The organism is Mycoplasma sp. 6934 (assembly GCF_055523595.1).
In genome coordinates, this window is sequence record NZ_JBVFVE010000001.1 from 261895 (window position 1) to 280589 (window position 18695).

Genomic DNA, 18695 nt, shown 5'->3' on the forward strand with positions numbered 1-18695 from the left:
TCAAAAAATAAAATAGGAAAAAAATTTATTTTTTCTATTTTTTTATTATAATAGATAGGCAACTATAACAGTGAACTATAAGGTTGTTAACATAACATATGTTGTTGAGGTTGTGTTAAGTTTTTATAGGGAGTTATGTTCAATTAAATATAGAACGGAGGAAACAACACATGAGCAAATTAAATATTAAAATCAAAGGATTTGACCACGTTACTGTAGACCAAGCTGCTAAAAAAGTTTACTTAGCGGCTAAAGAAGAAGGCGCTAAAGTTAGTGGGCCAATTCCATTGCCTACAAAATACCAAGAAATCACAATTTTAAGATCAGTGCACGTTAATAAAAAATCACGTGAACAATTTGAAAGCAGAACACACCAAAGATTAATTGTTATTAGCGATGCTAATGCTAAAACAGTTGATAAACTTCAAAGATTAGAATTGCCTGTTGGTGTAGGAATTCATGTTAAAGAAACAAAATAAACAAAAATAAGGAGAATTAAATGAAAGGAATCTTAGGACGTAAGATTGGTATGACTCAAATCTTCAGTGAACAAGGAACTAGAATACCTGTTACTGTGATAGAAGTACAACCAAATGTTGTATCTAAAGTCTTGACAAATGACAAAAATGGTTATGTTGCAACTCAATTAGCATCGTTTGATAAAAAAGACAGCAGATCAAATAAACCAGAAAAAGGTCATTTTTCAAAAGCAAATACAACACCTAAGCGCTACGTAAAAGAAGTTCGTGAAATGTCAGGATACGAACTTGGACAATTAATAAAAGCTGATATTTTTACAGCTGGTGAATTAGTGGACGTGACAGGTGTTTCAAAAGGAAAGGGTTTTGCTGGAACAATTAAAAGACACAACCAACACATTGGACCTAAATCACACGGTGGTGGTGGTGGTTCACAACCAGTAAGACAAACAGGATCTCTTGGAGATATATCTGGAAACAGAGTTTTCAAGGGCATGACAATGCCTGGACACCTTGGACATGTTAAAACAACAGTTCAAAACTTAGAAGTAATTAAAGTAGATGTTGAAAATAATTTACTTTTAATTAAAGGTTCAATCCCTGGACCAAAAAAATCATTTGTAGTAGTAAAACAAGCTGTTAAAGGATTGCCAAACCGCGAACAAGTTAAACTTGTTGATGTTGCCGAAGTTGTTAAAATGAATGAATTAGTTGAACAAGCTAAAAAGTTTGGTATTGAAGTTAAAGTTGGAATGCATTCAGATGAACTTGAAGCATTAATTAAAGAAGCGGCTGAAAAAGGAGACAAATAATGGCTGAAACTAAAAAAACGCAAACCAAACCAAAAACAAGTGCAAAACCTGCAGTTAAAAAACCAGCTGTTAAAACTTCAACAGCTAAAACAGTTAAACCTACTGCAAAACCAGTTGTTAAAAATGAATCTCCAAAACCAAAAACAACTAAAGTTTCAATTCAAAAAGACCTTAATGTTAAAAAAGTTGAATTTTCGGCTAAATTACCATTAAACTTATTTGGAAGTGAAAAAATTTATGAACAAGCTATTTTCGATTCTATTTTATCTGAAAGAGCTTCAAGAAGACAAGGTACTCACCAAGTTAAAAACCGTGCTGAAGTATCTGGTAGTGGTAAAAAACCATGAAGACAAAAAGGAACTGGACGTGCTCGTCACAGCTCAAGACGTTCACCAATTTGAGTTGGTGGAGGGAGAGCCTTTGGTCCTCAAGCAAACAAAAATTACTCATTGAAAGTTAATAAAAAAGTTAAATATGCAGCATTTGTATCTGCTTTAACATTATTAGCTCAAGATAAAGCTGTATTGGTAGATGATTTAGCATTAGAAAGAATTAAAACACAAGATTTAGTTAAAAAGTTAGAAGGTTTCAAAGTAAATCACCTAAAACACATTTTAGTAGTTAATGAAAATAGACTTGTTTACAAATCAGCACAAAACTTACAAAATGTTAATGTTGTTAAGGCTAACTCAATAACAGTTGAAAACTTAATTGGTGCAGATATTATGATTGTTTCAAACGAAAGTTTAGAAATCTTAAAACAAAGAGGTAGATAATTATGGAATTAACGAGAATTATTAAATCACCTATTCTTACTGAAAAAACAGATAGATTAAGATCAAACGATAAAAAACCTGTTTATGTTTTTAAAGTAGACTATGCTGCTAATAAGTTCCAAATTAAAGAAGCTGTTGAAACAATTTTCCAAGTAAAAGTTGAATCAGTAAACACTATTAAAGTTGACAAAAAACCTAAAAAAGTTGGTCGTTTCAGTGGATTTACAACTCGCTACAAAAAAGCATTAGTAACTTTATCTGAAGGAACATTAAATTACTTACCTTCAAGCAATGATGCTGCTAAAGTTGTAAGCGAAGAAGAAACTGCTAGAAAAGAACAAAAAGCTAAAAAAGTTTCAGACGTTGAAGCAAAAGTTGCTAAAAAATTAGCTGCTAAAAAAACAGTAGCTACAAAACAAGCAACAACTAAAGTTAAACCAGTACAAAAACGTAAAGTGGGTGGAGAATAAGATTTTGCCCAAATATTGTTAGAATACAATATTATAAATATTAGATTAAAGTTAAGCGGAATTTAATGCTTAAAAGAAAGATCCGCAACTATTTTTAAGCAAAGGAGAACATAAATATGGCAATGAAATATCATAAGCCAACTACTAACGGTCGTAGAAATATGTCTTCTCTAGATTTTAGACAAAATTTATCAGGTCATGCACCAGAAAAATCATTATTAGTTAATTTAAAAAATAATGCTGGTCGTAATAACCAAGGTAAAATTACTGTTAGACATCATGGAGGACGTGTTAAAAGATTCTACAGATTAGTAGATTTCAAACGTAATAAAGATAATATTCCTGCTATTGTTAAAACAATTGAATATGATCCAAATAGATCAGCAAACATTTGTTTATTAGCATATGCAGATGGAGAAAAAAGATACATCTTAGCTCCAAAAGGCATTAAAGTAGGACAAGTTGTATATTCAGGTGAAAAAGCAGATATTATGGTAGGTAATGCATTACCATTAACATTTATCCCTGAAGGAACATTTGTGCACAACATTGAAATGCAACCTGGAGGTGGAGGAATTATTGCGCGTAGTGCTGGAGTTTCTGCACAAATCCTAGGTAAAGATGATGACGGGAAATACGTTGTCTTAAAATTAAAATCAGGAGAAACTCGTCGTGTATTAGCACGTTGCCGTGCAACAATAGGTGTTGTTGGAAATGAAGAACACTTGCTTGTTAATGTTGGTAAAGCTGGAATTAACAGACATAAAGGAATTAGACCTACAGTTCGTGGTTCAGTTATGAACCCTGTAGACCACCCACACGGAGGAGGGGAAGGAAAACAACCAGTTGGTCGTAAAGCTCCTCTTACTCCATGAGGAAAAAAAGCTCTTGGTGTTAAAACTAGAAAAACTAAGAAATCTTCAAATAAACTTATCGTAAGAAGAAGAAAGGATGCTAAATAATGGCTCGTAGTTTGAAAAAAGGTCCATTTGCCGATGACCACTTATTAAAAAAAGTTGATGCTATTGTTGAAGGCAAGGCACCTAAAAAACCAATTAAAACATGATCAAGACGTTCAACAATTTTCCCAAGTTTTGTTGGTTTAACTTTTGCAGTTCACAATGGAAAACAATTTAATGAAGTATATGTTACAGATGATATGGTTGGACATAAATTAGGTGAATTTTCACCAACTAGAACTTTCTCTGGACATGGTGCAGATAAAGGTAAGAAGAAATAATGGCAAGACAACAAGCAAAAGCACACGTTAAGCTACAAAGAGTTAGCGTTTCAAAAGCTAAATTAGTTGCTAACTTATTTAGAGGAAAAAACGTTGATTTAGCTCTGGGTATCTTATACAACACAGCTAAAAAATCTTCTAAAATATTCATTAAATTATTAAACTCAGCAATTGCAAATGCAACAAACAACCATGGAATGGATGCATCAAAATTATACGTTAAAGAAGTTTATGTAAATGAAGGTCCAACCTTAAAAAGATTTCAACCAAGAAGTCGTGGGAATGCTTATTCAATTTTTAAACGTACATCTAATTTATCAATTGTACTAGAGGAGAGAAACTAATGGGACAAAAAGTTAATCCTAATGGATTCCGTTACGGAGTTACTAAAAAACATAATTCTACTTGATTTGCTGATAAAGCAAACTTTGGAAACTTATTAGTAGAAGATGCTAAAATTTATAAATTCTTTGATAAATTAGTGCGTCAATACCAATTAGGTAAGGTTCAAGTTAGAAGAAGCAAAGATAATAAAATTACAGTTTTATTACACACCACAAAACCAGCAGCTATTTTAGGTCAAGAAGGTAAAAATATTCAAGAATTAACCTTACAATTACAAAAATTCCTTAAAAACAGACAAGCTAAATTTAACTTACAAGTTATTGAATTAAAACAACCTGATTTAAATGCAAGATTATTAGCAGAAATGATTGCTACTAAGTTAGAAAATCGTGAAAGCTTCCGTTCAGCTCAAAAGATTGCTATTAGGTTAGCAATGAAGTCAGGAGCTAAAGGTATCAAAACCATGGTAAGCGGTCGTTTAAATGGTGTTGATATGGCACGTTCAGAAGGTTATTCTGAAGGAGAAATGAAATTACATACTTTAAGACAAGATGTTGATTATGCAACAGCAACAGCACGTACAACATATGGTGCTATTGGTGTTAAGGTATGAATTTCACTTGGAGAAATTTTAGGAGGTGATAAATAATGTTACAACCTAAAAGAACTAAATATAGAAAACCATTTTTAGTGAAACATGATAAAAGAAAAGCAACTAAAGGTAATACTGTGGTTTTCGGTGAATTTGGGCTTCAAGCTGTAACATCAGCTTGAGTAACAGCTCGTCAAATTGAGTCAGCACGTATTGCTGCAACTCGTAGAATGGGACGCGAAGGAGATGTTATCATTAGAATTTTCCCACACTTCTCAAAAACTTCTAAGCCAATTGGTGTACGTATGGGATCAGGTAAAGGTGCACCAGAATTATGATATACAGCAGTTAAAATAAACACAATGATGTTTGAAGTAAGTGGAGTTTCTGAAGAAGTTGCTCGTGATGCATTGCGTCTAGCAGGCCACAAATTACCAGTTAAATGAAAAATAGTACAAAAAGGAGATAATTAAAATATGTCTTACGCAGATTTAAAAAAGAAATCAGTTGAAGAATTAGAAACTTTAGTTTTAGAACTTAAAGCAGAATTATTCTCCTTAAAATACAAAAATTCAATTGGTGATTTAAAAGAAACCCACAAAATTAAAGAATTAAGAACCAACATAGCAAAAGCCCTTACTGCTTTAAATGAAATTAAAGGAGCTAAATAATGATTAGAAACGCAAGAAAAACATTAACAGGAACTGTTGTTTCAGCTGGTAAATCAGCTAAAACAATTATTGTAGCAGTCGATACATACAAAAAACACCCATTATATTCAAAACGTTTTAAATCAACTAAAAGATTTGCTGTGCACGATGAGAATCAAAGTGCTAAATTAAATGATATTGTTGTCATCATGGAAACTAGACCACTTTCTAAAACTAAACGATTTAGATTAGTATCAATTTCAAAAGCAGGTAATGAATAATGTTACACGAACTATCAAGAGCTAAAGTTGCTGATAATTCAGGTGCAAAAGAAATTGGTGTTATTCGTGTTTTAGGTGGATCTAAAAAGAAAACAGCTAACATTGGTGATATTATTGTATGTTCAGTTAAAAAAGCTATTCCTACTGGAATGGTAAAAGAAGGGCAAGTTGTTAAAGCAGTTGTTGTGCGTTCATCATACGGAATTCACCGTAACAATGGTACATACATTCGTTTTGATGACAATGCAGTTGTAATACTTAAAGAAGATTTAACACCACGTGGAACACGTGTGTTTGGTCCCGTGGCACGTGAATTACGTGAAAAATTCCCAAAAATTGTTTCATTAGCACCAGAAGTTTTATAGGAGGAAATTATGGCTAAAATTAAATTTAAGAAAAATGATGAAGTTATAGTTATTGCCGGTAAAGAAAAAGGAAAAATCGGAACAATTGAAAAAGTATTACATGAATCACAAAGAGTTGTGGTTAAAGATGTTAATATTGTTAAAAAACACAACAAACCCACACAACAAAACCAAGATGGTTCAATTACAGAAATAGCTGCTCCAATTCATGCTTCAAATGTTGCATACTTAGTTAAAAAAGCTTCAAAATCAAAAGGTAATCAATTCTCAAAACTTGGATACAGAGTAAATGCAGATGGTAAAAAAGTGAGAGTTGTAAGAAAAACTCAGAAGGAAATTTAGTAAATTATGTTAAAACAAAAATATTTAGAAAAAGCTGTTCCTGCTCTTAAAGAAAAATACAACTACTCATCATTAATGCAAGTTCCAAGAATTGAGAAAGTTGTTTTAAATATGACTGCTGGTAAAGAAGTATCAAATTCAAAGGCTATTGAAGAAGTATTAAATGAATTAACTTTAATTTCAAGTCAAAAACCATTTGAAACTAAAGCAAAAAAGTCAAACGCTTCATGAAAATTACGTGAAGGTATGCCTATGGGGGGGAAAGTTACCCTACGTAGAGAAAGAATGTGAGAGTTCTTAGAAAAATTAATTAACATTGCATTGCCACGTGTGCGTGACTTTCGTGGTGTTAACCCTAAAGCATTTGATGGTAGAGGAAACTTTGCTTTAGGTATTAAAGAACAGATTATTTTCCCTGAAATCGAATTTGACAAAATTCGTCGTATTAAGGGATTAGATGTATTAATTGTTACAAGTGCAAATACTGATGATGAAGCAAGAAGCTTATTAGAACTTCTTAGTGTACCATTCGAGAAAAAAGGAGCTAAATAATGGCAAGAAAAGCATTAATTGAAAAAGCAAAACGTCATCCAAAATTTTCTACCCGTGCTTACACACGTTGCGAATTATGTGGTCGTCCACATGCGGTTTTAAGAAAATTTAAAATTTGCCGTGTATGTTTTAGAAATTTAGCACACGAAGGTAAAATTCCTGGTGTGAAGAAAGCGAGTTGATAATTATGTTTATAACAGATCCGATTTCAGATTTAGTTGTTCGTGTTAAAAATGCAAATGCTAGAAAACATAAATCACTTTCAGTTCCTTATTCAGTTAAAAAAGAAGCTATCGTTAAATTAATCGAAAGAGAAGGGTATATTTCTTCATATTCTGTTGAAGGTGAAGGAGTTAATAAATCATTAGTAATAACTTTAAAATACAAGAAAAATCAATCAGCCATCGTTGGTATTAAAAGAGTATCAAAACCTGGTTTAAGAGTTTATGTTAAATCAGACGAAATTCCAGCTATTTTATCAGGCTATGGTACCGTAATTATCTCAACATCAAAAGGATTAATGACTGGGGCAGAAGCCAGAAAGGAAAATGTAGGTGGTGAAATCATTGCTTACATTTGATAGGTAATTAAATGTCTCGTGTTGGAAATCGTGTTCTAGCAATTCCTGCTGGAACAACAGTTACTGTTGAAGGTTCTAAAGTTACTGTAAAAGGAACATTAGGAACACTAACCAGAGAATTTAGTCAATTAATCTCAGTTCTTGTTGAAAATAATGAAGTTAGAACAGTTCGTGCTAACGAGCAAAAAACTACCAAACAATTACATGGTACAACAAACTCTCATATCTCAAACATGATCTTAGGAGTTTCAAAAGGATTTCGTAAAGATTTAGAAATTAAAGGGGTTGGATATAAGGCAGTTTTAACTGGATCTCAGTTAGTAATTTCTGCTGGTTACAGCCACAATGTTACTTTAAATGTTCCATCAGATGTTAAAGTTACAGTTGCAAAACCAACTGAAGTAGCAGTTGAAGGAATTAATAAACAAAGTGTTGGCCACTTTGCTTCATTAGTTCGTAATGTTAGAAGACCAAGCGTTTATTCAGGTAAAGGTATTTCTTATAAAGGTGAACAAATCAGACGTAAAGAAGGGAAAACAGCTTCTAAAAAATAAGAAGCTTAATAGGTTAAAATTATGGCAAAATTATCAAGAAATCAAGCTAGAAAACAAAAACATAACCGTAGCCGTTACTACATTAAAGGAACAGCTGCTAAACCTCGTCTTAACGTTTTCAAATCACACCAAAACTTATATGCTCAATTAATCGATGATATTCAGGGAGTTACCTTAGCAAGCGCTTCAACTTTAGCTTTCCCTGAATATGGCGGGAATGTTGCAGCAGCAGCAAAATTAGGTGCTTTAATGGGTGAAAAAATTAACAAATTAAAAATTTCTGAAGTTGTGTTTGACCGTGGTGGATATATTTTCCATGGACGTGTTAAAGCATTTGCAGATGCAGTTAGAGAAAAAGGAGTTAATTTCTAATTATGAACGCAGAAAAAGAAACCAAAGTAAATAACACACAACCTAAAACAGGAACTAAAGAGGTTTTTGCTAAAAGAGTACCTAGAGCTCCATTTAACCGTGATCAAAAACCTGGACCTAAAAAAGACGGCGAAAACCAAAAACGAGAATTTAGTCCAAGAAGAAAAACATTTTCAAAGAACCGTGCACCAAGAGTTGAATCTGAATACAGTGAAAAATTAATTGATGTTGCTCGTGTTACTAAAGTTGTTAAAGGTGGAAGAAGATTTAGTTTTTCAGCATTTGTAGTTATCGGAAATAAAAAAGGTAGTGTTGGATTTGGACATGGTAAAGCAAACGAAGTTCCAGATGCAATCAAAAAAGCTATTAAAGATGCTAGAAACCATTTGGTGACAGTTCCATTAAATGAAAAAACTGGAACAATTCCTCATGAAGTAAATGCTAAATTCTTATCTTCAAGAGTTATCTTAAAACCTGCATCTAAAGGGAAAGGGCTTATTGCTTCAGGGACAGTTCGTGCTGTTGTTGAACTTGCTGGGTATACTGACATCGTTACTAAAACATATGGTTCACGTTCAAAAGCTAATGTTGTTAAAGCAACTGTTAAAGCTCTTTTGACTTTAAGAACACCTGAACAAATTGCAGAGATTAGAGATAAAGATGTAAAGGAACTTAAAAAATAATTATGGCAGTTAAATTACATAATCTAAAATTCACTGAAGGTTCAAGACCTGAAAAACACCGTAAAGGTCGTGGACATGCAGCTGGTAAAGGGAAACAAGCTGGTAAAGGGCAATCAGGACAAAACAAGCGTAAAGGTCATAGATTAGGATTTGAAGGTGGGCAAACTCCATGATTCCGTCGTATTGGAAAACGTGGGTTTACCAACGTAAATCACGTAGAATACCAAGTGGTTAATTTAAAAGATATTGAAGAAAGATTTGAAAATAATGCAACAATTACCGTTGAATCATTATTTGAAGTTGGTCTTGTAAAAAGACGTTTACCAATTAAATTATTAGGAAATGGTCAACTAACTAAAAAAGTAACTATAACAGTACAAAAAGCTAGTAATTCAGCTCGCGCAGCTGTGGAAAAAGCTGGCGGAACAGTTATTGAAGAATAATTTATACAAAAACTTCCTTGTAAAAGGAAGTTTTTTTAATACTGGCATATTCGTGGCTTAGTATCATTACCATTTTAAGAAAAATACTGTTTATTAATTGTATTAATTGGAAATGTCACATGCAAGTTTTTTTGCATGTGACATTGTTTTTGTCTGCCTTGTAATAAAATAGTTGTATTAATAAATTTTAAAAAAATGAAAGGAGACTTTAAAATTATATGAAAAATTTAGAAAAATATATTTGTGTTTTTGACAAATATCGAAAAGAAAATAAATATCAACATTTTAAAATCGAAGAGAATTACAACACTATCTTGAAAATGCAAGGAGCTCTTGGGACACAACGAAAATTAAGATCAGACCAAATCGATCTAGAGCAACTTTATAATATTTTACAAGAACTTTCTGAAGGCTTCTCAATCCAAGAAGTAGCCAAGATTTTTGATAGAGACATTCGAAGTATAAAAAGCAAAATCCAAATTATTACAAATCGCAAACCACTTAGTTTAGATAAACAAAATCGCTATGTTTGTCCTAAGTGTTCAAAAAGAGTAATGAGGGTTAAAACCCTTAATTTTAGTAAACTATACGAACATTTATTAGGCTATTCATTTTTGCGACTCTTTTTTGTAAGTGATGCAATTAAAGAGAAATGAAAGTCCTACAGAAAATATTGGTATAGTGAGCTTAATACATACAATAAAAATAGAAATAAAAAGAATTTGCAGCAAAAAGAAGTTAAGAAATCAGTTACCTATCTTGTTAATTCTTTTAAAAAATTCTCCCCTGATGAATTTGCTCCTTCACCTAGTACAATTTATAAAATAATCAAAAAATACCCTTATTTCCTTGACTTTGACCATATTGTTAAAAAATCTGAAGGAAAATATGGTATAAGGAAGCAAAAGAAAACCAAACCTAAAACATTAAAATATGCTACAGAAATTTCGAAACGTCCAGCTTATATTAATGATCGCTCTGAACACGGCCATTTTGAATTAGACACCGTTATTGGTAAAATCAATGATACATATTGTATTGTGACCATAATTGAACGGCAAACCAGAATGTCTTATGCTATGCTCTCAAAACGCAACTCCAAAGCTATCAAACAAACTCTTGTCAAACTAATCAAGAAACATAACTTAGACATTAAAACTTTAACTGTTGATAATGGTAGTGAAAATGTCTTATTGCACCAGGTCATTCCAACTGAAAGATTATTTAAATGCCAACCATATAGTTCATGACAAAAAGGTTCAATAGAAAATATGCACCGCTTAATTAGATATTACATTCCCAAAGGAAAAAGCTTAGATAAATACTCTCAGCACGAAATTGATTATATGATGGAAAAAATAAATAACTATCGGAAAGTTGTCCGGAAATATAAGATAACCTAAAATTTTTTTAATCCCCCGCCTTTGATTGCAATCAAAGGGACCTTACTTTTGGCAAAAGTAAGCAAAACCAACGAGAAAACACTCTGTGTTTTCTATTTTAGCATACATTTTTTTATCTAAAAATTATGTTAAAATTAAAAGACAATTATTTTGTTAATATCTGGCAAGTGACTTTTCCAAAAAACAGAAAAATTTAGAAAAATATATTTGTGTTTTTGACAAATATCGAAAAGAAAATAAATATTAACATTTTAAAATCGAAGAGAATCATAATACTATCTTGAAAATGCAAGGAGCTCTTGAGTCGCATCGAAAATTACGAGCAAACCAAATCGATCTAGAACAACTTTATAATATTTTACAAGAACTTTCTGAAGGCTTCTCAATCCAAGAAGTAGCCAAGATTTTTGATAGAGACATTCGAAGTATAAAAAGCAAAATCCAAATTATTACAAATCGCAAACCACTTAGTTTAGATAAACAAAATCGCTATGTTTGTCCTAAGTGTTCAAAAAGAGTAATGAGGGTTAAAACCCTTAATTTTAGTAAACTATACGAACATTTATTAGGCTATTCATTTTCGCGACTCTTTTTTGTAAGTGATGCAATTAAAGAGAAATGAAAGGCCTACAGAAAATATTGGTATAGTTAAACATGGACAGCAAAATTTAACATTTTAGTTATTTATAATTCCATAGCAAATTGCTGTGGAGTTTTTCAGTTTAAGTTTGATTGAATTCGGTCATTGTTGTACCAAATTACATATTCTTGTATCATATCATTAAGTTCATTAAATGTTATTTTTGAATAATCTAAATCATTTAATAATTCAGTTTTAATGATTCCAAACCAATATTCAATTTCTCGATTATCAAGAGAATTTCCCACTCTTGATAACGAAATAATCCCACCAAGATTTTTAACTTCTTTAATATATTGATGATGTGTATATTGAAAGCCATGATCTGAGTGAATGATAAAATTTTTGGATTTGTATTGCTTTAATGAATTTAAATTGTCTAAAACTAGTTCTAGATTATTACTTTTTGATAATTTAAAACCAATAATTTGTTTAGTTTTATGAGACAAAATTGCAGACAAATAAACGTGTGATTCTAACACATCTTTTGGCGCTTTTATATATGAAACATCAGTTGCATAAATATTTCGATTGTTTTGATCATTATAATCACGATTTACGAAGTTATCAATCTGAGTAGATAGATTTTTAATTTCTTTTCGTTTTGATTTTTGTCTAAGCTTACATTTTAGGCCTAAAAGGTTCATATATCTCCCTAATGAACGTTCGTTTATATCTATTTTGTATTTTTTAGATATGTAAACACTTAGTTTTAACCTTCCATATCTTGACTTTGTTTCTGCGAACGATTTTTCGATTACATCACTATATTTAGGGAGTTTTTGTGCAATTTTAATATTTTGAGTTTTAGAAATTGTTTGTCTAGAAATGCCAAAAACTTCTGCAAGCTTAACATAACTTATACTAAAACTTTTAGATTCAATAACTTTCTTACTTTTAGGTAATTCGTTGGTAATTTCATAATATCTTTTAGCTATTTGTAACAAATCATCACGATCAAAAATATCTCAATTTGGTTCTCTTTTCGTCTTAGGTTTGCCGCTTCCTTTTTTACGGCTTTCACCTTTCTTTGTCTGTAATAAGTCTTCCATACCTAAATTATAATACTTAATTATTTTATTAATTCTAACTTTTACACTATTTCTTTGTAAGTTTTTTGTTTCTGGTGATATTTGGTAAATAGCTTGGAAAGCACCTGGGAAACCTGATTTTTGATATTCTTCATATATTTTTGCAAATTCTTCTTTCTTTAAATGTCTTGACATAATTTATCCTTTCAAAAAAATTCTTCGTTGGTACCAACGAATGGTAACAGAAAAGCTAACATTTACATGTTAACTTTTCTGTCCGGCTTTAAGTGAACTTAATATATACAATAAAAATAGAAATAAAAAGAATTTGCAGCAAAAAGAAGTTAAGAAATCAGTTACCTATCTTGTAAATTCTTTTAAAAAATTATCCCCTGATGAATTTGCTCCCTCACCTAGTACAATTTATAAAATAATTAAAAAATACCCTTATTTCCTTGAATTTGACCATATTGTTAAAAAATCTGAAGGTAAATATGGCATAAGGAAGAAGAAGCAAACCAAACCTAAAACATTAAAATATGCAACAGAAATTTCAAAACGTCCAGCTTATATTAATGATCGCTCTGAACACGGCCATTTTGAATTAGACACCGTTATTGGTAAAATCAATGATACCTATTGTATTGTGACGATAATTGAACGGCAAACCAGAATGTCTTATGCTATGCTCTCAAAACGCAACTCCAAAGCTATCAAAAAAACTCTTCTAAAACTAATCAAGAAACATGACTTAGACATTAAAACTTTAACTGTTGATAATGGTAGTGAAAATGTCTTATTGCACCAGGTTATTCCAACTGAAAGACTATTTAAATGCCAACCATATAGTTCATGACAAAAAGGTTCAATAGAAAATATGCACCGCTTAATTAGGTATTACATTCCCAAAGGAAAAAGCTTAGACAAATACTCTCAGCAAGAAATTGATTATATGATGGATAAAATAAATAACTATCGACAAGTTGTCCGGCAATATAAGATAACCTAAGAAATTTTTAATCCCCCGCCTTTGATTGCAATCAAAGGGGCCTTACTTTTGGCAAAAGTAAGCAAAACCAACGAGAAAACACTGCCGTGTTTTCTGTTTTCTCATACATTTTTTATCTAAAAATTATGTTAAAATTAAAAGACAATTATTTTGTTAATATCTCGCAAGTGACTTTTCCAAAAAACAATTAAAATATTTGTATAAAAAATTTTTTTATGGTAATATTGAAATGGGTATATATTAAATACCTTTATATTGTTTTTTAGAAACATCTATTATGTTATTTATAGTGTAAAACAAAAAACAATATTGAAAACTTTTAAATAATAAATAAGGAGATATTTATGAAAAAGAAAATGAAAATTTTTTCTTTAACTTTAATAAGTATAGCTAGCTTAACACCTTTCTTTGTTACACCAACTGTAAAAAAAGCGGTTTCAAATAAGATTTGATACGAAAATTTAGAAAGTAATAAATTTGAAGTAAGGAATCAGTCAGTTATTAGAGTTGAGAATAATGGCGATTTAGAAATAAAACCAATTAATAATAATTTTGAACTAAAACTACTTTTAAACCCTGGATTTGAAACCGATAATGAGGATTTTATAAATAAATTTAATAATGAGTTTATTGAGAAGGTTAACAAAAATAAATTAAGATATAAATCTTTTAACTCTTTGACAATGATGCCAGTAGTGTGATTCTTTTTTGAGTCAGAAAACGATAGGGAAAATTTTGTCAGCGTCATAAAGGACTGAAATCAGATTTTTAAATTTATAGTTTTTAAAAATAATATTCAAAATAATGAAGCTCGTGTTATTCATGATTTTGAAAGAATGGGTTCTAGTTCTACTTCCCCAAAAAGAAATGTATATGTTTATGGTGGATATGGAATTGATGCTAATTTTGAACAATACAAGTTGGATGTGTTGAAGAATGCAGATATTGTGAATGCTAAAGATCATCTAAACAATTCCTATGTTAACAAAATAGGAATTGTTGAATCATGGGCCTATCCCTTTGATAGTAAATATAAAGAATATTTTAGAAATGGTATTGAATTAAATGAGTTTACTAATAATTATGATCCCGAATCAAAAACACATTCAACAATGGTATCTATGATTGCTGCAGGGCAGTATGGAATTGACAGGTCTTCTAAAGTATATTTATACTCAATGATAGATGACAACCAATGAATGTCCACTATAGAAAAAATGGTCAAAAATGATGGTATAAAGTTAATTAACCATAGTTATGGACCTTGAATGTCGTATGTTAACAAAACCGGCAATACAATAGAAAACGAAAAATATTTTAATGGTTACAATGAAAATGCCTATTTTTTAGACTATATATCACGTAAGTATGGTGTAATAAATGTTTTTTCCGCAGGAAATAACGGAACAAATGGTAAACATTTAATAGCTGATAAGAAATTATCACTTAATAGTGTAGTCGTTGGAGCACTATCAAATTATGCAACTAAGAAATATGTAAAATATAACTCGGTTGCTTATTATTCAAACTATAAATTAAGGGAGGATTTACTCAATCTTTCTAAACCCTTAGTGGTAGCACCCGCATTATTTTATAATCCTGTTTATAATACTAATGCTTACTATGATGGAACAAGTTATGCAGCTCCGGTCGTGACAGGTCTTATTTCTAATTTAATGAAATATAGGCATGATATTAGAAATAGTAATTTTAGGGTTCCGATTGTTAAAGCTATTTTATCAGCATCAGCCGTTACTCCGCAAAGATCAGATTTAAAATATAAAACAAGTGGTTATGAACAAAAATTTGGATCTGGTACAGTTGATTTTAAAGCAATGCTAGAAGCTGCCAATAATTATTCTGTTGTTACTTCTAATTTATCAAAATATAAAGACCATGTCTTTACAAGCAAACAAATACAGTTAGAAAAAGGTCAAAAGATTAAAATATCAAGTTCTTGAATGTTTAATGCTGGAATTTTGAACCAAAAAGAATCTAGACCATGAGCAAGAAATTGATGAAATTCATTTTTATCTTGATTTTCTCCTACTTGATCTACTACCGAACAAAAGTGAGATAGTGAACACAAAAATGAAAATCAACTAAGTTTAGTTGGTGTTAAGAATCGAAGTTATAATAATTTAGTTACTAACTATGATCTAAGACTTGAAAAACTTGCAAGCGATGGTACTTGGCATATTATCAGAGAAGTAAAAGAAAGACTGACAAACGATGAATTAATTGAATATAAAGTGATTGATACAGGGATTTATAGATATAGCATTACTAAACCTGGTTACTATCCAGATTCTAATTCTATAGATGATTTAATTGCTGTAACTCATGTGGTGAGAAATGAAAATGATTAAAAAATTTTTATTTGCATTAGCATCTTGTTTAACACCACTAACTACATTTTCATGTACTTCATTATTTTCTGAAGAATATTATAAAAACCAAATTCAGGAAATGTACGACGAGATTTTCCCAAAATATAATGATTTCACAAGAGTCGCTGTTTTTGCTCCTAAAGAATGATTAGAAGAAGACAAAAAAACAATTAAAGAGCAATATAGACAAAAAGGCATTGACACATTTAATATTACTTTTTTTAGTATTTATCCATCTTACTTAGAAGATATTAAACAACAAAAATGACGTGCAGCTGATTTTGCTCGAATAACTCGAAAAGAAGATTTTGATACTTATATTATAGAAAGGTTTAAAGAACTTAATAAATCTCAAGAATATAATGATAGTAGTAAGATTAAAAAATTGTTCGAAGAATTATATTTAAATAACCAAGATGCTTATGAAGTTTTGAAAACTAATGACATTTATATAAAAATGCAATCTGATAATATTAAAACCCCGAGAGGTGGATTTATAATCCCAATATATAATAATAATCAAGTAACAATTAATACGATCTTTTCATATGCTGGACCTAATTTCAACTACAATGAACCAGACCAATACCGACCAGATCCTTCATGAATTTGAGAAGTATTTTTAATTAAAAAGAATTATAATGTTCAATTTCACGCAATTACAAATGAAAGTGGTGAAACGGCAAAAGATTTTAGGGATAAAGTATTAAGGTGATTTAATCAAGAGTTTAGTAAGCATTATTTATAGGAAAATAATAATGTTGAATTTATAATTTAAAAGATTCCTAAGTTCAATTAGGAATCTTTTAAATTATAATTCTATTTCTTAACTAAAAATATTTATTTTTAGTTATTTATCATTTTAATATTTTTGTTTTCATCTATAGTGAATTTATACTCTTTATTAAGAAGATTATAACCAGGTTCTTTTGTGTCACTTAGTTGTGTTATTATCCAATTTCCTTGAGTTAGCAAATCGCCTTCTCTTAACCCAGGGTAGTCGAGGAAAATTCTAAAATTTACGTTTCCACCATTTTCACTTAACTTTTGTTTTGGGTTTAGGTTTGTTGTATCATCATATACTCTTGATCTGTTAGACTCAGGTTCCATTGCAATCTTAAAATTACTTTTTTCTAGTTTAAGTCATAAGTCTTTTGTTACAGTTAGTACAAAAAATAAGTAATCCCTATAAGAAGGATCCCTATGCACTACTAAATTAGTTATTTTCAATTGTTGTTCTTGCAATTCTTTTTTTGGTTCTGTTGGTGGTGTTAAAGAATCACCTATATTGCTGCTATCAGAGTCTTGAGGGGTTTCACTGTTAGGAGCTTTTGGCTCTGCACTATTCCCTGGTTGCTCAGATTCATTACCTGCTCCTATATTTTGGCTGTTTCCGCTGTTGTCTGGATCAGTCTCTTTGACTGGTTGATTTGGTTTAGTATCTGGAGTTTGGTTTTGAGTTTCTTCCTCATTATTGTCTGTTTTTAAATCACTTGTATCTTTAGTATTTTCTATATTAGATCTATTATCAGCACCATTGTTTGGCTTTTCTTCATTTGGTTCTTTTCCACCATTTCCGGGCTCTTCTGTTACTGGATCTTTTGGATTAGGTGTAGGGTTTGGTTCGGTCTTAGGAGATTCTTGGTTACCATCACCATTAGTTGGTTCTTTAGTTGGGCCTGCTGGTGCAGGGTCACTAGTTCCAGGATTAGAAGGCACATTTTCTTCTTTTGGTGGTTCTTGAGTAGTATTATTTGGCTCTTTTGGTTTTATATCTAAACTAGGTTTTTCTGTGCCATTACCTGTTCCAGTATTTTGGTTGTCATTTCCATCACTTCTTGCAGGATCTTGTACTGGTGGATTTGGTGCAGAATTATTTCTACCAGAATTTTCTGCTTTTAATTGCTTAATTTTAGTATCTAATTTATCTAATAATTCTTTTTCGCTACTTAATTTAGTTTTAGTATTTGTGTCTAAATTATTATATGTACTTAATGCTTGGCTTACTTGTATTTCATCATCTAAAGTTACATTGTCTTCTGTTTTGTTTAAAACTGAAGCATAGGTCGTTTTAAATGCTTTTACAACAGTTTCAACCGGATCAATTGGTTTTTCGACTTGTTTTCCGCATGAAACAGTAGAAAAAGTTGTTATGGCTACTAAGTTTGTAGTTATGAGTATAAAATTACGTAATTTCATTATATTTACCTCCATAATGAATTTCTTTTTAATAAATTTAATTTAAAAAAAGTATTAAGTTTATGTCTATAACTACAATTATATATATATATATATATATATACCAAGAAAAATATCAAAAATCTTGTTAGTGTAAAAAATACTATAATATATGATATATTATTTAGAAAATTAGAAAACATATAATTATTAAAGAGCAATTTATAAGTTACTATATTTCCTATCCCGATTTTTCTTTTTATCAGAATTAGTTTAATGCTAAAAAAACGTAGATAGAAATAGACAAGGAACAAATATACAGTTAAAACTTGAATATTTGTTCCTTGTCTGATATAAAGTGGCTCAAATTTTATACAATCCTGGTAAAAAGTATGCAAAATATAATGAAAGAGTATAAAGTGCTTTACGGAATAATTTAAAAAGTAATCCTTTAATTGATTATATATAAATGATGTAGATAATATATATCCCTACATTTTATATAGTT

26 protein-coding genes and 1 pseudogene are annotated in these 18695 nt (G+C 30.5%); 25 read left to right on the top strand and 2 right to left on the bottom strand.

Going from position 1 to position 18695, the window contains the following annotated elements:
* The first annotated feature begins 170 nt into the window (after positions 1 to 170).
* The 22 genes and pseudogenes from rpsJ to AC0B4S_RS01255 all read left to right on the top strand — a co-directional run bounded on the left by rpsJ (position 171) and on the right by AC0B4S_RS01255 (position 11591).
* On the top strand, positions 171 to 479 hold the full coding sequence (rpsJ, locus tag AC0B4S_RS01150; protein ID WP_465101290.1) for a 30S ribosomal protein S10: 309 nt from the start codon (positions 171 to 173) through the stop codon (positions 477 to 479).
* Positions 480 to 499: 20 nt separating this feature from the next.
* Positions 500 to 1159: pseudogene (gene rplC / locus AC0B4S_RS01155) on the top strand (50S ribosomal protein L3); the annotation flags it as partial.
* 131 nt (positions 1160 to 1290) lie between these two features.
* On the top strand, positions 1291 to 2067 hold the full coding sequence (gene rplD, locus AC0B4S_RS01160) for a 50S ribosomal protein L4 (RefSeq protein WP_465101291.1): 777 nt from the start codon (positions 1291 to 1293) through the stop codon (positions 2065 to 2067).
* Between the two features lie 2 nt (positions 2068 to 2069).
* The gene (gene rplW, locus AC0B4S_RS01165; protein ID WP_465101292.1) at positions 2070 to 2537 is read left to right on the top strand and encodes a 50S ribosomal protein L23; all 468 of its coding nucleotides are present in this window, start codon (positions 2070 to 2072) and stop codon (positions 2535 to 2537) included.
* A gap of 116 nt (positions 2538 to 2653) precedes the next feature.
* Entirely contained in the window at positions 2654 to 3499 is an 846-nt protein-coding gene (rplB, locus tag AC0B4S_RS01170; RefSeq protein WP_465101293.1) for a 50S ribosomal protein L2, read from the top strand.
* Positions 3499 to 3777, top strand: a complete 279-nt coding sequence (rpsS, locus tag AC0B4S_RS01175; protein WP_099309244.1) for a 30S ribosomal protein S19 — start codon at positions 3499 to 3501, stop codon at positions 3775 to 3777. The genes rplB and rpsS overlap by 1 nt, the downstream gene beginning before the upstream one ends.
* On the top strand, positions 3777 to 4121 hold the full coding sequence (rplV, locus tag AC0B4S_RS01180; protein WP_465101294.1) for a 50S ribosomal protein L22: 345 nt from the start codon (positions 3777 to 3779) through the stop codon (positions 4119 to 4121). The genes rpsS and rplV overlap by 1 nt, the downstream gene beginning before the upstream one ends.
* On the top strand, positions 4121 to 4771 hold the full coding sequence (gene rpsC, locus AC0B4S_RS01185) for a 30S ribosomal protein S3 (protein ID WP_465101295.1): 651 nt from the start codon (positions 4121 to 4123) through the stop codon (positions 4769 to 4771). Before rplV ends, rpsC begins: the two co-directional genes overlap by 1 nt.
* Complete coding sequence (gene rplP, locus AC0B4S_RS01190; protein ID WP_465101296.1) at positions 4771 to 5187, top strand: 50S ribosomal protein L16; 417 nt, start codon at positions 4771 to 4773, stop codon at positions 5185 to 5187. The genes rpsC and rplP overlap by 1 nt, the downstream gene beginning before the upstream one ends.
* A gap of 3 nt (positions 5188 to 5190) precedes the next feature.
* On the top strand, positions 5191 to 5385 hold the full coding sequence (gene rpmC, locus AC0B4S_RS01195; protein WP_465101297.1) for a 50S ribosomal protein L29: 195 nt from the start codon (positions 5191 to 5193) through the stop codon (positions 5383 to 5385).
* Positions 5385 to 5645 carry a 30S ribosomal protein S17 gene (rpsQ, locus tag AC0B4S_RS01200; protein WP_465101298.1) on the top strand — a complete coding sequence of 87 codons (261 nt, stop codon included), beginning with the start codon at positions 5385 to 5387 and terminating at the stop codon, positions 5643 to 5645. Before rpmC ends, rpsQ begins: the two co-directional genes overlap by 1 nt.
* Positions 5645 to 6010 carry a 50S ribosomal protein L14 gene (gene rplN / locus AC0B4S_RS01205; RefSeq protein WP_465101299.1) on the top strand — a complete coding sequence of 122 codons (366 nt, stop codon included), beginning with the start codon at positions 5645 to 5647 and terminating at the stop codon, positions 6008 to 6010. The genes rpsQ and rplN overlap by 1 nt, the downstream gene beginning before the upstream one ends.
* A gap of 9 nt (positions 6011 to 6019) precedes the next feature.
* Positions 6020 to 6352 (top strand): 50S ribosomal protein L24, encoded by a 333-nt coding sequence (gene rplX, locus AC0B4S_RS01210; protein WP_465101300.1) that lies wholly within the window; start codon positions 6020 to 6022, stop codon positions 6350 to 6352.
* A 6-nt stretch (positions 6353 to 6358) separates the two neighbouring features.
* Positions 6359 to 6904, top strand: coding sequence for a 50S ribosomal protein L5 (gene rplE, locus AC0B4S_RS01215; RefSeq protein WP_465101301.1), 546 nt, complete (start codon positions 6359 to 6361; stop codon positions 6902 to 6904).
* Positions 6904 to 7089, top strand: a complete 186-nt coding sequence (locus tag AC0B4S_RS01220) for a type Z 30S ribosomal protein S14 (RefSeq protein ID WP_465101302.1) — start codon at positions 6904 to 6906, stop codon at positions 7087 to 7089. Before rplE ends, AC0B4S_RS01220 begins: the two co-directional genes overlap by 1 nt.
* 2 nt (positions 7090 to 7091) lie before the next feature.
* Positions 7092 to 7487, top strand: a complete 396-nt coding sequence (gene rpsH / locus AC0B4S_RS01225) for a 30S ribosomal protein S8 (RefSeq protein ID WP_465101303.1) — start codon at positions 7092 to 7094, stop codon at positions 7485 to 7487.
* An 8-nt stretch (positions 7488 to 7495) separates the two neighbouring features.
* Positions 7496 to 8038 carry a 50S ribosomal protein L6 gene (rplF, locus tag AC0B4S_RS01230; RefSeq protein WP_465101304.1) on the top strand — a complete coding sequence of 181 codons (543 nt, stop codon included), beginning with the start codon at positions 7496 to 7498 and terminating at the stop codon, positions 8036 to 8038.
* Positions 8039 to 8059: 21 nt separating this feature from the next.
* Positions 8060 to 8410 (top strand): 50S ribosomal protein L18, encoded by a 351-nt coding sequence (gene rplR / locus AC0B4S_RS01235; protein WP_465101305.1) that lies wholly within the window; start codon positions 8060 to 8062, stop codon positions 8408 to 8410.
* A gap of 2 nt (positions 8411 to 8412) precedes the next feature.
* Positions 8413 to 9093 carry a 30S ribosomal protein S5 gene (rpsE, locus tag AC0B4S_RS01240; protein WP_465101306.1) on the top strand — a complete coding sequence of 227 codons (681 nt, stop codon included), beginning with the start codon at positions 8413 to 8415 and terminating at the stop codon, positions 9091 to 9093.
* Between the two features lie 2 nt (positions 9094 to 9095).
* A complete protein-coding gene (gene rplO, locus AC0B4S_RS01245) occupies positions 9096 to 9536 on the top strand; it encodes a 50S ribosomal protein L15 (RefSeq protein ID WP_465101307.1) in 441 nt (146 codons plus the stop codon).
* 218 nt (positions 9537 to 9754) lie between these two features.
* Positions 9755 to 10939 carry an IS30 family transposase gene (locus tag AC0B4S_RS01250; protein WP_465101308.1) on the top strand — a complete coding sequence of 395 codons (1185 nt, stop codon included), beginning with the start codon at positions 9755 to 9757 and terminating at the stop codon, positions 10937 to 10939.
* Positions 10940 to 11225: 286 nt separating this feature from the next.
* Entirely contained in the window at positions 11226 to 11591 is a 366-nt protein-coding gene (locus AC0B4S_RS01255) for a hypothetical protein (RefSeq protein ID WP_465101309.1), read from the top strand.
* Positions 11592 to 11623: 32 nt separating this feature from the next.
* Here the strand turns inward: AC0B4S_RS01255 and AC0B4S_RS01260 are convergent, their stop codons facing one another.
* Complete coding sequence (locus AC0B4S_RS01260) at positions 11624 to 12805, bottom strand: IS3 family transposase (RefSeq protein ID WP_465101310.1); 1182 nt, start codon at positions 12803 to 12805, stop codon at positions 11624 to 11626.
* Between the two features lie 133 nt (positions 12806 to 12938).
* Between AC0B4S_RS01260 and AC0B4S_RS01265 the strand changes: the two genes are divergently transcribed.
* The 3 genes from AC0B4S_RS01265 (at position 12939) to AC0B4S_RS01275 (ending at position 16757) form a co-directional block, all read left to right on the top strand.
* Positions 12939 to 13619, top strand: coding sequence for an IS30 family transposase (locus tag AC0B4S_RS01265; protein ID WP_465101311.1), 681 nt, complete (start codon positions 12939 to 12941; stop codon positions 13617 to 13619).
* Between the two features lie 344 nt (positions 13620 to 13963).
* The gene (locus AC0B4S_RS01270; protein ID WP_465101312.1) at positions 13964 to 15988 is read left to right on the top strand and encodes a S8 family serine peptidase; all 2025 of its coding nucleotides are present in this window, start codon (positions 13964 to 13966) and stop codon (positions 15986 to 15988) included.
* A complete protein-coding gene (locus tag AC0B4S_RS01275; protein WP_465101313.1) occupies positions 15975 to 16757 on the top strand; it encodes a hypothetical protein in 783 nt (260 codons plus the stop codon). Before AC0B4S_RS01270 ends, AC0B4S_RS01275 begins: the two co-directional genes overlap by 14 nt.
* Before the next feature lie 98 nt (positions 16758 to 16855).
* On the opposite strand, the gene AC0B4S_RS01280 is transcribed toward AC0B4S_RS01275, so the two are convergent.
* Positions 16856 to 18208, bottom strand: a complete 1353-nt coding sequence (locus tag AC0B4S_RS01280) for a hypothetical protein (RefSeq protein ID WP_465101314.1) — start codon at positions 18206 to 18208, stop codon at positions 16856 to 16858.
* Between the last annotated feature and the right edge of the window lie 487 nt (positions 18209 to 18695).